At 68.7% G+C, this 14,804-nt stretch carries 14 protein-coding genes; 13 read left to right on the top strand and 1 reads right to left on the bottom strand.

Annotation, left to right across the window (positions count from 1 at the left end; genetic code table 11):
- Positions 1 to 100: 100 nt before the first annotated feature.
- The 13 genes from G6034_RS17595 to G6034_RS17535 all read left to right on the top strand — a co-directional run bounded on the left by G6034_RS17595 (position 101) and on the right by G6034_RS17535 (position 13,741).
- On the top strand, positions 101 to 1,300 hold the full coding sequence (locus G6034_RS17595) for an amidohydrolase (protein ID WP_176636406.1): 1,200 nt from the start codon (positions 101 to 103) through the stop codon (positions 1,298 to 1,300).
- Between the two features lie 158 nt (positions 1,301 to 1,458).
- Entirely contained in the window at positions 1,459 to 1,896 is a 438-nt protein-coding gene (locus G6034_RS17590) for a MarR family winged helix-turn-helix transcriptional regulator (protein ID WP_176636405.1), read from the top strand.
- 31 nt (positions 1,897 to 1,927) lie between these two features.
- Positions 1,928 to 2,362, top strand: coding sequence for an organic hydroperoxide resistance protein (locus G6034_RS17585; RefSeq protein ID WP_176636404.1), 435 nt, complete (start codon positions 1,928 to 1,930; stop codon positions 2,360 to 2,362).
- Positions 2,359 to 3,372: an NADP-dependent oxidoreductase gene (locus tag G6034_RS17580; protein WP_176636403.1), complete on the top strand. Its 1,014-nt coding sequence runs from the start codon at positions 2,359 to 2,361 to the stop codon at positions 3,370 to 3,372. The genes G6034_RS17585 and G6034_RS17580 overlap by 4 nt, the downstream gene beginning before the upstream one ends.
- A 149-nt stretch (positions 3,373 to 3,521) precedes the next feature.
- Positions 3,522 to 4,640, top strand: coding sequence for a BMP family lipoprotein (locus G6034_RS17575; protein WP_425485544.1), 1,119 nt, complete (start codon positions 3,522 to 3,524; stop codon positions 4,638 to 4,640).
- Positions 4,641 to 4,763: 123 nt separating this feature from the next.
- Positions 4,764 to 6,332: an ABC transporter ATP-binding protein gene (locus tag G6034_RS17570; protein WP_176636401.1), complete on the top strand. Its 1,569-nt coding sequence runs from the start codon at positions 4,764 to 4,766 to the stop codon at positions 6,330 to 6,332.
- Entirely contained in the window at positions 6,329 to 7,537 is a 1,209-nt protein-coding gene (locus G6034_RS17565; RefSeq protein ID WP_343038148.1) for an ABC transporter permease, read from the top strand. Before G6034_RS17570 ends, G6034_RS17565 begins: the two co-directional genes overlap by 4 nt.
- The gene (locus tag G6034_RS17560; RefSeq protein WP_176636400.1) at positions 7,534 to 8,829 is read left to right on the top strand and encodes an ABC transporter permease; all 1,296 of its coding nucleotides are present in this window, start codon (positions 7,534 to 7,536) and stop codon (positions 8,827 to 8,829) included. The genes G6034_RS17565 and G6034_RS17560 overlap by 4 nt, the downstream gene beginning before the upstream one ends.
- Before the next feature lie 9 nt (positions 8,830 to 8,838).
- Complete coding sequence (locus G6034_RS17555) at positions 8,839 to 9,237, top strand: cytidine deaminase (protein ID WP_176636399.1); 399 nt, start codon at positions 8,839 to 8,841, stop codon at positions 9,235 to 9,237.
- The gene (locus G6034_RS17550; RefSeq protein ID WP_176636398.1) at positions 9,234 to 10,556 is read left to right on the top strand and encodes a thymidine phosphorylase; all 1,323 of its coding nucleotides are present in this window, start codon (positions 9,234 to 9,236) and stop codon (positions 10,554 to 10,556) included. Before G6034_RS17555 ends, G6034_RS17550 begins: the two co-directional genes overlap by 4 nt.
- A 282-nt stretch (positions 10,557 to 10,838) precedes the next feature.
- Positions 10,839 to 11,870, top strand: coding sequence for a DedA family protein (locus G6034_RS19980; protein ID WP_343038147.1), 1,032 nt, complete (start codon positions 10,839 to 10,841; stop codon positions 11,868 to 11,870).
- Positions 11,871 to 11,904: 34 nt separating this feature from the next.
- Positions 11,905 to 13,059 (top strand): adenosine deaminase, encoded by a 1,155-nt coding sequence (locus tag G6034_RS17540; protein ID WP_343038146.1) that lies wholly within the window; start codon positions 11,905 to 11,907, stop codon positions 13,057 to 13,059.
- Positions 13,046 to 13,741 carry a MazG nucleotide pyrophosphohydrolase domain-containing protein gene (locus tag G6034_RS17535; protein WP_176636397.1) on the top strand — a complete coding sequence of 232 codons (696 nt, stop codon included), beginning with the start codon at positions 13,046 to 13,048 and terminating at the stop codon, positions 13,739 to 13,741. The genes G6034_RS17540 and G6034_RS17535 overlap by 14 nt, the downstream gene beginning before the upstream one ends.
- A gap of 133 nt (positions 13,742 to 13,874) precedes the next feature.
- Here the strand turns inward: G6034_RS17535 and G6034_RS17530 are convergent, their stop codons facing one another.
- Entirely contained in the window at positions 13,875 to 14,678 is an 804-nt protein-coding gene (locus G6034_RS17530; RefSeq protein WP_176636396.1) for a PadR family transcriptional regulator, read from the bottom strand.
- Positions 14,679 to 14,804: the final 126 nt, after the last annotated feature.

Genomic DNA, 14,804 nt, shown 5'->3' with positions numbered 1-14,804 from the left:
GGCTCTGCCGGTCAGCCGGTCAGCGTGCCGGCCGGGGCGGCGCGTAACGCGGCGACCGCCAATGACGCCCCGGCACGGCGACATGGCTAAAGTTTGTGTTGTGCGCAACTATTCGCTGGAAACAGAACCTACGGAATTGGTCAGTCCCTGGCTCGAGCCGCTGATCGACGAGGTCACCGCATTCCGGCGCGAGCTGCATGCCCACCCCGAACTGTCGTTCCAGGAGCACCGCACCACCGCGGCCATCTACGACCGCCTCGCCGCCGCCGGACTCTCGCCGCGCCGCCTGGACGGGACCGGCGTCATTGTTGACGTGGGGGAGGGCCCCATTGCGACGGCGTTGCGCGGGGACATTGACGCCCTGCCCATCATCGAGGAGACCGGGCTGCCCTTTGCCTCCCGCAACCACGGGGTGACCCACGGCTGCGGCCACGACATCCACACCGCCACCATGCTGGGCATCGCGCTGGTCCTTTCCCGGATGCACAATGACAAGCCGCTTGGCGGCACGGTCCGCATCATCTTCCAGCCCGCCGAGGAAACCCTGCCCGGCGGCGCGCTGGCCTGCATCGACCAGGGCGCACTCGACGGCGTGCCGCGCATCCTGGCGCTGCACTGCGACCCCCGCATTGAAGTGGGCAGGATCGGCACCCGGATCGGGCCCATCACGAGCGCCTCGGACACCATCAAGATCGAACTGACGGGCCGCGGCGGCCACAGCTCGCGCCCGCACCTGACCGAGGACCTGGTTTTCGCGCTGGCCCAGATCGCCATCAACGTCCCGGCCGTGCTGTCCCGCCGCGTGGACGTGCGCAGCGGCGTGTCCATGGTGTGGGGCCAGATCAGCGCAGGCTCGGCGCCGAACGCGATCCCCGGCCACGGCGTCATGAGCGGCACCATGCGCTGCCTGGACCGCGAGGCCTGGCATGCAGCCGGTGAACTGCTGGACGCGGTGGTCCAGCAGGTGGCGGCACCCTATGGCGTGGACGTGCAACTGGAACACACCCGCGGCGTGCCGCCGGTGGTCAACTCCGAACATGAAACGGCGATCATCGAGGCCGCCGCCCGTGCCGAACTGGGCGAGGACTCCGTGGTCCTGGCCCCGCAGTCCATGGGCGGGGAGGACTTTGCCTGGTTCCTGCAGGGGGTCCCGGGCTCGTTGATGCGCCTGGGCACCCATGTCCCCGGCGGCGAGGAATACGACCTCCACCGCGGCGACTACATTGCAGACGAGCGCGCCCTCGCCGTGGGCATCCGCGTCCTGACGGCCGCGGCCCTGCGGACCCTGCGCGCCGCCTGACCCTCCGCGGAGTTGGCGACAACCACCGCCCTCATTGTTGAGGTTGGACTTGATCCCCCCCTCCTTGGGGATCAGCTCCAACCGGTCTGCGGGGCGGGCCTTGTCAAGTTGTGCACAATTTAGTTGTGCACAACCAAAAACAGGGGTAGGCTGTGGCCATGTCCGAACGCAGCATCCTCAAGCGCCAAGTCTGCTTCTCCCTGTACGCAGCTTCCCGCGCGGCCACCGCCGTCTACCGCCCCCTCCTCCAGGAGCTGGGCCTGACCTACCCGCAGTACCTGGTCATGCTGCTGCTGTGGGAGCGTGACGGCGCCTCCGTCCGGGAACTGGGGGAGGAGCTCCAGCTTGATTCCGGCACGCTGTCCCCGCTGCTCAAGCGCCTGGAGTCCGCAGGCCTGCTGGAGCGCCGGCGAGCGCCCGACGACGAACGCCGGGTGGCCGTGCACCTCACCGCCCGCGGCGCGGCGCTCCGCGAACAGGCCGCCAGGGTTCCCGCGCAAATCGCCGCGGCCGCCGGCCTGACGCGCGCCGAGGTCGAGCAGCTGAACAGCACGCTGGCCAGGTACACCGATGCCCTGCAGGCCCACGTCAAATAGCCAAAAAGCCAAACAAACCGAAGGAATCCCCATGAGCGCCTTGTACACCGCCCGCGCCCTCGCCACCGGAGACGGACGAGACGGCCAGGCCCGCACCGACGACGGAAGGCTCGTCGTGGACCTCGCCGCGCCCGCCGAAATGGGCGGCAGCGGCAGCGGCACCAACCCGGAGCAGCTCTTCGCCGCCGGCTACGCCGCATGCTTCCACTCGGCCCTGCGCCTGGTGGCCCGGCGCGCCAAGGCGGACGTCACCGGCTCCTCGGTCCGTGCCGAAGTGGACCTCGGAGCCATCGGCAAGGGGGCGTTCGGCATCTCCGTCCGCCTGGAGATCTCACTGCCCGAGCTTGGCGCGGAAGAGGCCGCGGCCCTCGTGGAAAAGGCCCACCAGGCCTGCCCCTATTCCAACGCGACCCGCGGCAACGTCGACGTCGAGCTGACCCTCGCCACGGAAGAAGCCGCAGCATGAGCGCCCTGACGTCCCGCGAAATCCAGCTCGCCTCCCGCCCCCACGGCTGGCCCGTCCCCGAAAACTTCCGGCTCGTTGAAAAGCCGGTCCCCGAGCTGGGTGACGGCCAGGTCCTGGTGCGCAACCTGGCCATGAGCGTGGACCCCTACATGCGCGGGCGGATGAACGACGCCAGGTCCTACAGCGCCCCCTTCGCCCTGGATGCCGCGCTCGACGGCGGCGCCGTGGGTGAGGTGGTGGCGTCCAGGAGCGACGGGCGCAAGGAGGGGGACGTCGTCGTCCATGGACTCGGGTGGCGTGACTACGCGGTGCTCCCGGCCACGGCCACCAGGAAGGTGGATCCCTCGCTGGCCCCGCCCACGGCGTTCCTTGGCGCGCTTGGCATGACCGGCCTGACCGCCTACGCGGGGCTGACCCGGGTGGCGGCGTTCACACCCGGGGACGCTGTGTTTGTCTCCGGCGCGGCAGGGGCCGTGGGATCGCTCGTGGGCCAGATCGCCAAGGCGCTGGGGGCCGGGCGCGTCGTCGGCAGCGCCGGCTCGCCGGAGAAGGTGGCGCACCTGCTCGGGCTCGGCTTCGACGCGGCCTTCAACTACCACGACGGCCCGGCGAAGCAGCTGCTGCGCGGCGTCCTGGGGGAGGGCTCCGGAATCGACGTCTACTTTGACAATGTGGGCGGCGAACAGCTGGAGGCGGCGATCGCCGTGATGAACCCGTTTGGACGCATCGCCCTGTGCGGCGCCATCTCGGCCTACAACAGCACCGAGGCCCCCACAGCCCCGCGGAACCTGGCCACCGCCATCGGCAAGCAGCTCACGCTGCGGGGTTTCTTGGTCGGATCCCACCAGGACCTCGCCGGCGAATTTGCGGCGAAAATGGCGGGCTGGCTGGCGGCGGGAACCGTCCGCTTCGACGAAACCGTGGTGGCCGGGCTGGAAAATGCGCCGCACGCGTTCCTCGAGCTGATGCGCGGCGCCAACACGGGCAAGATGGTGGTCACCCTGCCGTAGCCGCACGCGTTGGTAACGGTTCCCCAACGATGCCCCGCCGCGGCGCGCATCGGGCTACCGGGCGGTAGTATCTCCCATTAGTGTGTTGTCTAGCACTGCGCAGGCGGCCGGGGGGTGGCCATGCGCTTTTAACCCTTATGGAGGAACCTTTGAAAAACCACATCACGGGCACGTTCAAGCGCGGGGCCACGGTCGGAACCGTGGCCCTGGGAGCAATGGCGCTCCTGCTCACCGGCTGCGGCCAGGCCCCGGCACCCGCCGGCGGCGGCGGCAGCACCAGCGGCAATGCCGCGGCAGCCAACTACCTCGGCTGCATCGTCTCGGACTCCGGCGGATTCGACGACCAGTCCTTCAACCAGTCCTCCTACGAGGGCCTGAAGAAGACGGTCGCCGACACGGGCATCAAGATGAAGGAGGCCCAGTCCACCACCAAGGCCGACTTCGAGCCGAACCTGAACCAGATGGCCAACGCAGGCTGCAACCTCACGTTCACGGTCGGCTTCCTGCTGGCCGATGCCACCAAGAAGGTTGCCACGGCGGACCCCAAGCTGCACTTTGCCATCATCGATGACAACTCCATCAAGCTGCCCAACGTCAAGCCGATTGTCTACGACACGGCCCAGGCCGCTTTCCTGGCCGGCTACACGGCAGCTTCGGTCTCCAAGACCGGCAAGGTCGGCACCTTTGGCGGCATCAACATCCCGACGGTCACCATCTTCATGGACGGCTTTGCCGAGGGCGTTGCCTACTACAACAAGCAGCAGTCCAAGAACGTCCAGGTGCTGGGCTGGAACGTGGGCACCCAGCAGGGCCTGTTCGCGAACACCTTCGACATCATCCAGGAAGGCACCAAGGCCACCAACAACCTGATCGGGGAAGGCGCCGACGTGGTCATGCCCGTCGCCGGCCCGCTCGGCAAGGGTGCCGGCGACGCCATCCTGGCCGCCAACAAGGGCGGCAAGGACGTCAAGCTGGTCTGGGTTGACTCGGACGGCTACCTCACGGCCCCCACGTACAAGTCCATCCTGCTGACCTCGGTCATCAAGACCATGGGCGACGCGGTGGAGACCATTGTCAAGGACGACCTTGCCGGCAAGTACAGCGCCACCCCGTACGTCGGCACACTGGATAACGGCGGCGTGGCCATGGCCCCGTTCCACGACCTGGATTCGGCCGTCAGCGCCGACACCAAGAGCCAGCTCGACACCATCAAGAAGGGCATCATCGACGGCTCCATCAAGGTGGAGTCGAAGTCCAGCCCCAAGTAGGCAGGCAGCTCTCCACACAAACTGTTGCGCCGTAACGACAGCACTGGCTGGCGGTACGGCGCAACAGTTCGTTTGGCCCCCCACTTTTTTCCGCATGAATTCTGACGTAGACGGGTTAAATCCTTGAAACTTGAACTCAGGGGCATCACCAAAAGTTTTGGTGCCCTCGTAGCCAACGACCACATAGACCTGGTGGTTGAGTCGGGTGAGATTCACAGCCTCCTGGGCGAAAACGGCGCCGGCAAGTCCACCCTCATGAACGTCCTGTACGGCCTCCATGAACCCACGGCCGGCGAAATTCTCATTGACGACAAACCCGTGAAGTTCTCCGGCCCGGCCGACGCCATGGCCGCCGGGATCGGCATGGTCCACCAGCACTTCATGCTTGTCCCCGTGTTCACCGTGGCGGAGAACGTGGCCCTCGGCGGGGAATCCACCGGCTTTGCCGGCATCCTCGACCTGGAGGCCACCCGCCGCAAGATCCGCGAAATCTCCTCCCGCTTCGGCTTCCACGTGGACCCCGACGCGCTCGTGGAGGAACTGCCCGTGGGCGTGCAGCAGCGCGTGGAAATCATCAAGGCGCTGGTCCGCAACGCCAGGATCCTGATCCTGGACGAGCCCACCGCCGTGCTCACCCCCCGGGAAACCGACGAACTCATGGACATCATGGGCCAGCTGAAGGCCGGCGGCACGTCCATCGTGTTCATCTCCCACAAGCTGCGCGAGGTGAAGGCGATCTCCGACACCATCACCGTGATCCGCCGCGGCAAGGTGGTGGGCTCGGCCGACCCCTCCGCCGCCACCACCGAGCTGGCCTCCATGATGGTGGGCCGCGCCGTCAACCTCACCCTGGACAAGGCCGACGCCACACCCGGCGATGAGACCTTCAAGGTCACCAACCTGACAGTGATGAACGACGCCGGCCAGCGCCTCCTGGACGACGTCACCTTCTCCGTGTCGGACGGCGAGATCCTCGCCGTCGCCGGCGTCCAGGGCAACGGCCAGACCGAGCTGACCGAGGCCGTCCTGGGCCTGCAAAAGCACGTCATGGGATCCATCATGCTGGACGGGAAGGAGCTGGTGGGCCGCAGCGTCCGACAGGTGCTCGACGCAGGCGTGGGCTTTGTCCCCGAGGACCGGCAGGACGACGGCCTGGTGGGGGAGTTCTCCATTGCCGAGAACCTGGTCCTGGACCTGTACACCAAGGAACCGTATTCGCGGTTTGGCTCCATGAACCGCGCCGTCATTGCAAGGAACGCCGAGGAAAAGGTCGCCGAGTTCGACGTCCGCACCCAGTCCGCGCAGGACGCGGCGGACACCCTGTCCGGCGGCAACCAGCAAAAGGTGGTGCTGGCCCGCGAACTGGCCCGGCCGCTGAAGCTGTTCATCGCCGCCCAGCCCACCCGCGGCGTGGATGTGGGCTCCATCGAGTTCCTGCACAAGCGCATCGTGGCCGAGCGCGACGCCGGCACCCCCGTCGTCATCGTCTCGACCGAGCTGGACGAGGTGCTTGAACTCGGCGACCGCATCGCCGTGCTGTTTGCCGGCCGGCTCATGGGCATTGTGCCCGGAAAATCCAGCCGTGAGCTGCTGGGCCTGATGATGGCAGGGCTGCCCGCCGACGAGGCGCGGGCACAGCTGGACGCCCCCGCCGCAGGCACTGCCGGACAGAGCGAAGGAGAACTCCCGTGAGCGAGACCCAGACCGTCAAGGAACCCACGCCACCGGCCAAGGAGAGCCAGGGCTCGCAGGTCATCCGCGAAATCATGGCCGGCAACGCCGTGATCTCCGTGCTGGCCGTCGTCGTGGCCCTGGTCATCGGCGGCATCCTGATCGCCGTCACAGACCCGCGCGTCACCGCCGCGGCAGGCTACTTTTTTGCCGATCCCGCGGCCACGCTGTCCGCCATCTGGTCCTCGGTCTCCGAGGCCTATGGCGCCCTGTGGCGCGGAGCCACCTACGACCCCACGGCCCGCACCTGGCAGGGACAGCTGGGCATTTTTGAGACCCTGACCTTCGCCACGCCGCTGATACTCTCCGGCCTGGCCGTGACGCTGGCGTTCCGCGCCGGCCTGTTCAACATTGGCGCGCAGGGCCAGATCATCCTTGGCGCCACCTTCGCCGGGGCCGTGGGCTTCGGCATGCACCTGCCGCCCGCCATCCACCTGCCGGCGGTCATCCTGGCCGGCGCCATCGGCGGCGCCATCTGGGGCGGCATTGCCGGCTTCCTCAAGGCCCGAACCGGCGCGCACGAGGTGATCGTGACGATCATGCTCAACTACATTGCCATCTCACTGGTCCTGTACCTGCTGAAGAACCAGCTCAAGGACCCCAACAGCACCAACCCGATCAGCCCGCAGATGGACGGCAATGCCGTGTTCCCGCTGCTGCTGGGCCCCAATTTCCGCGTCCATGCCGGCCTCATCGTCGCCATCCTGGCGGTCATCGGCGTCGCCTGGCTGCTCAACCGCTCCACCCTCGGCTTTGAATACCGCGCCATTGGCGCCAACCCCAAGGCCGCACGGACCGCCGGGATGCTTGTCTCGCGCGGCTACATCACCGTCATGCTGATCTCCGGCGCGTTGGCGGGCCTGGCGGGCGTGGCCCAAATTGCCGGCACCGAAAAGTCCCTCGACTCCGAAATTGCCGGAAGCATCGGCTTCGACGCCATCACCGTGGCGCTGCTGGGCCGCTCCAAGCCGTGGGGCACGTTCTTTGCCGCACTGCTGTTCGGGGCGTTCAAGGCCGGCGGCACCTCCATGGCGGTCAACGCCGACGTTTCCATTGACATTGTTGCGGTGGTGCAGTCACTGATCGTGCTGTTCATCGCCGCCCCGCCCTTGATCCGCTCCATCTTCCGCATCAAGGCCGCCCGCCGTGAAGGAGCCAGCGCATGAGCGTCACAGCCAACATCTCGCCGTCAAAGGCGGTAGACCGCGTCGCCGTCCGCAGCTGGAAGCTGCCCATCCTGTTCGGCCTGCTGGCCCTGTTCGCCGTCGTCGTCTTTGTGGTGCTGGGGCCCTCCGGCCAGGCGACCTTCCGCATCTCGCAGGAGGGCGACGCCTGGCAGGTGCCGGACCTGGCCGTCCCCGCCAAGGTGTTCGGCGTCGTCGTTGCCATCCTCTGTGTCCTGCTCGCGGCGCGCGCCTACCAGCAGATGAGGAACGGGGGCCGCATCGACAACTGGGTGAGCATGACATTCACCGTCGCCTTCGTCGTCGGCCTGCTCGTGTGGATCATCGGCGGCACCAAGACGCAGAACATCACCCTGGTGGGCCTGTTCACCGGCGCCATGCTCATCACCACGCCGCTGGTGTTCGGCTCGCTGTCCGGCGTGCTCTGTGAGCGCTCCGGCGTGGTGAACATCGCCATTGAGGGCCAGCTCCTGGCGGGCGCCTTCACGGCCTCGCTGGTTTCCTCCATCACGCACAACGCCTATGCGGGCCTGTTCGCCGCGGCCGTGGCCGGCGTGCTGGTCTCCTTCCTGCTGGCCGCGTTCAGCATCAAGTACGTGGTCAACCAGATCATTGTGGGGGTGGTCCTCAACGTCCTGGTCTCCGGGCTGACCGGGTTCCTGTTTGAAAAGATCATGAAGATCAAGGTGGACGGCGCCACCATCTACAACCAGCCGGCCCAGCTGCCGGACCTGCCCATCCCGCTGCTGTCCCAGATCCCTGTCATCGGGCCCACCCTGTTCCGCCAGTCCATCATCGGCTACCTCATGCTGGTGCTGGTGGCCGGCATCTGGTTCGGGCTGTTCCGCACCCGCTGGGGCCTGCGGATCCGGGCCGTGGGCGAACACCCCAAGGCGGCCGACACCGTGGGCATCAACGTCAACCGCACCCGCTTCCTGAACGTGCTGGCCGGCGGGGCCGTGGCCGGCGTCGGCGGCGCCTACTTCACGCTGGTGGCCGTCAGCAGCTTCAGCAAGGACATGACCGGCGGCCTGGGCTTCATCGCGCTCGCCGCGCTGATCTTTGGCCGCTGGAACCCGATCGGTGCGGCCCTGGCGGCCCTGCTGTTCGGAGTCGCCGGCAACCTGCAAAGCATCCTCTCGCTGGCCGGCACCCCCATCGACGGACAGTTCCTGGCCATGCTGCCCTACGCGCTGACCATCCTGGCCGTCTCCGGGTTCGTGGGCAAGTCCCGCGCGCCGGCCGCCGACGGCGAACCGTACATCAAGGGCTAGGAGATCCCGATGGACACGATCGACTGGGAGGCGCTGCACGCCGCGGCCACGGCGGCCATGGGCCACGCCTATGCGCCCTACTCAAAGTTCCCGGTGGGCGCCGCCGCCCTGCTCGATGACGGGCGGGTGGTGTCAGGCTGCAATGTGGAAAACGCCAGCTACGGGCTGACCCTTTGCGCCGAATGCACCATGGTGGGCGCCCTGCAGATGGGCGGCGGCGGCCGCATCCGCGCCTTCTATTGCGTGGATGCGGCCGGCGCCGTGCTCATGCCGTGCGGGCGCTGCCGCCAGCTGTTGTATGAGTTCCGGGCCCCCGGCATGGTGCTGATGACCGGCAGCGGGGTCCGGACCATGGATCAAGTACTGCCGGACGCCTTTGGCCCGGAGAATCTGGAGAATCAATCATGAGTGCACACGTCTACACCGGCCCGGCCTTCGACGCCGTTGACATCATCCGGATCAAGCGGGACCGCGGCACCCTCAGCGCCGACCAGGTCGCCTGGACCATTGACGCCTACACGCGCGGCGCCATCGCGGACGAACAGATGGCCGCCCTGAACATGGCCATCCTGCTCAACGGCATGGACCGGGCGGAGATCGCGCAATGGACCACCGCCATGATCAATTCGGGGGAGCGGATGGACTTTGCCTCGCTGCGCACCCCCGCCGGGGCGCCCATGGCCACCACGGACAAGCATTCCACCGGCGGCGTGGGGGACAAGATCACCCTGCCGCTGGCCCCTCTGGTGGCCGTGTTCGGCGTGGCGGTTCCGCAGCTGTCCGGCCGCGGGCTGGGCCACACGGGCGGCACGCTGGACAAGCTCGAGGCCATCCCCGGTTGGCGCGCCGACCTCAGCAACGAGGAGATGATGCGCCAGCTGTCCGAGGTGGGCGCCGTGATCTGCGCCGCCGGCGCCGGACTGGCGCCGGCGGACAAGAAGCTGTACGCCCTGCGCGACGTCACGGGCACGGTGGAGGCCATCCCCCTGATCGCCTCCTCGATCATGAGCAAGAAGATCGCCGAGGGCACCGGCGCCCTGGTGCTGGACGTCAAGGTGGGTTCCGGGGCGTTCATGAAGAGCATCGAGATGGCCCGCGAACTCGCGGAAACCATGGTGGCGCTGGGCAAGGACGCCGGCGTCAACACGGTGGCGCTGCTGACCGACATGTCCACGCCGCTGGGCCTGACGGCCGGCAACGCCATCGAGGTGGAGGAATCGGTGGAGGTGCTGGCCGGCGGGGGCCCGGAAGACGTCGTCGAACTTACCGTGAGGCTCGCGGAGGAAATGCTTCAGGCGGCCGGAGTGCGGGATGCGGACCCGGCGGCGGCGCTGAAGGACGGCCGGGCCATGGACGTGTGGCGGCGGATGATCTCCGCCCAGGGCGGGGACCCCGACGCGGCGCTGCCGGCGGCCCGCGAATCCGAGGTCGTCTACGCGCCGGCCGATGGCGTGCTGGTGGGCCTGGATGCCTTGTCCGTGGGCGTCGCCGCGTGGCGCCTCGGCGCCGGCCGGGCCCGCAAGGAGGACGTGGTCCAGGCCGGGGCGGGCGTGCGCATGCATGCCAAGCCCGGCGACCTGGTGCGCGCCGGCGAACCGCTCATGACGCTGCTTTCGGATTCCCCGGAGAGGTTTGCCCGGGCCAAGGAGGCGCTGGAGGGCGCGGTGACGATAGCCCCGGAGGGTTCCCGCCCGGCATCAAGGCTGATCATCGACCGCATCAGCTAACACCGACGCCCGGTTGCAATCGGGGCACTTTTTCCTGACGCTCCCGCACCGCAGGGGACCGGCTGGCCCCGGACGCCCCGTTTGCAACCGAGGGTCGGGGGGATGTGCCCCGTTTGCAACCGAGGGTCGGGGGGATGTGCCCCGTTTGCAACCGAGGGTCGGGCTGTCATCCCGTGGGGCGGGACGCCGGGCAGAATGTAGGCCGCCAGACGGATGCCGCGACTCCGGCAGACGTGGGAAACTAGTGAGTGGCACCCCGCCAGAGGAGAGGAACCATCCCCGGTGGATTTTTTGCACATCATCGATCAGATCAACTATGTCATTGCGCACTCGTCGGCGCAGTGGTGGGTCATTCCCATGGTCAGCCTCTTCTGCCTGATCGATGGCTTCTTCCTCTTCCTGCCCAGCGAAACCGCCATTGTGGCGTTGGCTTCCATCTCGCTGCGCACCGGTTCCCCCAACATTTGGCTGCTCATGGCCGGCGCCGCCGTCGGTGCCATGATCGGCGACAACATCGCCTACTTTCTGGGCCACAAGCTCGGCACCACCCGCTTCAAGTGGATGCGCAGGCCTCGCGGCGCCAAGGCATTCGCCTGGGCGGGCCGCGAACTGGACAAGCGCGGGGCCATGCTCATCTTCACGGCCCGCTACATCCCCGTGGGCCGCATTGCGGTCAACTTCACGGCAGGCGCCACCGGGTTTCCGTGGCGCCGGTTTGTGGTGCTCGACGGCGTGGCGGTGCTCACTTGGGTGGTGTACTCGGCTTCGGTGGGGCGTGTCGCCGGCCGCTGGGTGCACCACAATCCGCTGCTGGGCGTGGGCATTGCCATCGCCTTCGCGATCGTCATCGGTTTCATCGTTGACCACGCCATGAAGCTCCTCCACCGCCAGTTCGAGAAGAGGGGCAGGCTGGCACCCCGCCCGGCGCCCGGCACCATGGCCGCCCAGCTGGCCGCACGGGCATTGGCCGAGGCCCAGGCCGCGCCCCCCGCGGCTTCCCCGGACGCCGTCCCGTCCGGGCCCGACGGCGGCCCCGGCACCCAAGGCGGCCCCGGCGGCCCCGGCGGCCCCGGCACCCAAGGCGGCCCCGGCACCCAAGGCGGCCCCGGCACCCACGGGCCGCACGGTGCGCACGGCGCCCACGGCGGTCACGCCCCCAACGGCCCCACTAGTGCCCACGGCACCCACGGCCCGCCCTTCACGGCCGGGGCCGCGGCCGGGACGGCGGCGGGGATGCCGGCGGCCGGCGTCGCCCCCGGGGTGTCGGAGCGGACCCGGGATACGCCCGTAGCGCATCCAACCGTCCCGAAGTAGCGCGCACGGGCCGTGCATCCCTAAAGTGGGGACTGTGACTAACCCAACTTCAGACCTGCAGCCCGAAACACAGTCCCCCGTGGAACTGAAATCCCTGCCCAAGGTATCCCTGCACGACCACCTCGACGGCGGCCTGCGCCCGGCCACCATCATTGAGCTCGCGGCGGAGGCCGGCCACGAGCTGCCCGCCACCGACCCTGAGGAACTGCGCCAGTGGTTCCTGGACTCGGCCGACTCCGGCTCGCTGGTGCGCTACCTGGAAACGTTTGACCACACCATCGCCGTCATGCAGACCCACGACGCCCTGGTGCGCGTGGCCCGCGAGTTCGTCGAGGACCTCGCGGACGACGGCGTGGTGTACGGCGAGGTGCGCTGGGCGCCCGAGCAGCACCTCAGCAAGGGGCTGTCGCTCGACGAGGTGGTCGAGGCCGTGCAGGAGGGCCTGGAAGCCGGCATGGACGCCGTGGACGAGGCAGGGGGGTACATCGAGGTGGGCCAGTTGGTCACCGCCATGCGCCATGCCGACCGCGGCTCCGAGATCGCCCAGCTGGCCGTCCGCCACCGCGACAACGGCGTGGTGGGCTTTGACATTGCCGGGGCCGAGGACGGCTTCCTGCCCTCCCGCTTCACCGAGGCGTTCACCTACCTGGCCGAAAACAACTTTCCCGCCACCGTGCACGCCGGCGAGGCCGCCGGGCTGGACAGCATCCAGGACGCCCTGGTCCACGGACGGGCCCTGCGCCTGGGCCACGGCGTGCGCATCGCCGAGGACATCCACCTGGACGTCCAGGAGGAGGACGGGCACGACGTCGGCACGGTCACGTTGGGTGACCTGGCCCAGTGGGTGCGCGACCGCCAGATCCCGCTGGAGCTGTGCCCGTCCTCGAACCTGCAGACCGGCGCCATCGCCGCGTTCGGCACCACGATCTCCGAGCACCCCATCGACCTGCTGCACCAGCTCGGCTTCAACGTCACGGTCAACACCGACAACCGCCTCATGAGCGGGACGACGCTGACGGGCGAGTTCGAGCTGCTGCGCGACACGTTCGGCTACGACCTGGAAACCATGCTGGAGCTGACGCTCAACGCCGTCCACGCCGCCTTCCTGCCGATCGAGGCGCGCGAGCAGCTGGCCGACTACATCATCGAATGCTACGACGACGTGCTGGACGGTGATGACGAGGACTGATCCGCAGGCCGAGGCGGTGGGCGGCGCCGGCGCCGCCGTTGAGCGGCTGGCCGCCGTGGTGGCGGCGCTGCGGGAACACTGCCGGTGGACGGCGGCGCTGACCCACCGCTCGCTGATTGCGTATCTGGTGGAGGAATCGTACGAGCTCGCCGAAGTGGTGGAGGCGCCCGGCGAGCTCGACGTGGACGCGCTCAAGGGCGAGCTCGGCGACATCCTCTACCAGGTGGTGCTGCATGCCCTGCTGCAGTCGGAATCCGGCGGGTTCACACTGGCCGACGTGGCCCGGCACTTGGAAGAAAAGCTGGTCCGGCGCAACAGCCACGTGTTCCGGGCCGACGGCACGCTCCAGCCGTCGTTCCCGGACTCGATCGAGGCCATTGAACACAACTACGCCGCGGAAAAGGAACGGGAGCGGTCCACCGCGGCCTCAGCCTTTGATTCACTGCCAGGCTCGCTGCCCGCCCTGGCCCTGGCGGCGAAAACGCTGGAGCGCGCGGGCGACCGGAACTCCGGTGGTCGGGCTTGCCGAGATCCAGGCGGGCGACCACCGCAAACGGAAGACGAGCTCGGGGAGGCGCTGTTCGACGTCGTACGTGCGGCGGCGGCCCGGGGCCTGGATGCCGAACGGGCCCTCCGCACGGCGGTCCGCCGTTATCAGGAGCAGCACCCGTCACCGGCGTGAGCGCACCGGCGTGAGCGCACGCAGGAAGACGGTGCGGTGCCTGGATCCTGCGTTGGCGGGGTCAGATCGCCGCCGGCATCCTGCGCGGCCGGCCGGCATCCTGCGCGGCCGGGCGGCATCCGGCCGGCGCGGGCTATTCGGCCAGGAGCTTGTAAATGGTGCGCCGGGCAGTGTCGAGGGCCGCAGTGGCGGCCTTGACCTGCTCCTCGGTGCCCCCCTGGCCGATTTGGTGGACGGCGCCCATGAGCTTTCCGATGCTCCGGCGCAGCTCGCTGGCGGCGCCGGCCTCCTCGCTGACGTCGGCCCAGACGGCCGCCATCTCCTCCGGGTGCCCGGCGACGTAACTGCGGCCGGCCTCCGTCAGCTCAAATCCGGTCCGCTTGCCCTTGCCGGTCGACTCGATCAGGCCCTCGGCCTGCAGCGCCGCCAGTGCCGGGTAGATTGACCCGGGGCTGGGGCGCCAGGCGCCGTCGGTGTGCGTGGCGATGGCGCCGATCATGCTGTAGCCGTTGTAGCTGTGCTGGCTGAGCAGGGACAGAATGGCGCTGCGGACATTGCCCTTGCGGACCCGCCCGCCCCGGCCAAAGCCGCCCCGGAATCCGGGGCCGAAGCCGCCGAAGCCGGGGCCAAGGCCCCTGCCTGGGCCGAAGCCTGGGCCGAAGCCGCGGTGCGGCCCGAAGTCCTCATCGTCGCCCATCGGGGCGCCGCCGCCCCGTGGTCCGGAGCCCGGGCCAAAGCCGGCGCTGAATCCCGGGGCAACGCGGCCGCCGTACCCGTGGCGGTGCCCGTGGTGGCCTCCGTCGCCATGTGCGTGGCCGTGGTCCTCGGGAGCGTGCCCCGGATGGGGGAAATCTTCGCCCCCGAATCCCAGTGGCTGCGGGTCGTCCGGGCCAAGGCCCGCGGGTTCACTGCCCTGCGGGTTGTTGCTGCTGTTCATGGTGTTGGTTCCTGGTCTGTCGAGAATGTGTCTGTGGAAAATGTTTGGTGTATCGGGTGGCCGGAACGTGCTGGTCCCTGGGGAGGCACGGACGGCCGGGGTACGAAGCGGGCCGGGCCTGGGGTG

Origin of the sequence: Arthrobacter wenxiniae, assembly GCF_013376105.1 — a bacterium.
GTDB classification, from domain to species: Bacteria; Actinomycetota; Actinomycetes; order Actinomycetales; family Micrococcaceae; genus Specibacter; species Specibacter wenxiniae.
The sequence above is the reverse complement of the archived record's forward strand: the minus strand, read 5'-3'. Positions and strand labels throughout refer to the sequence as shown.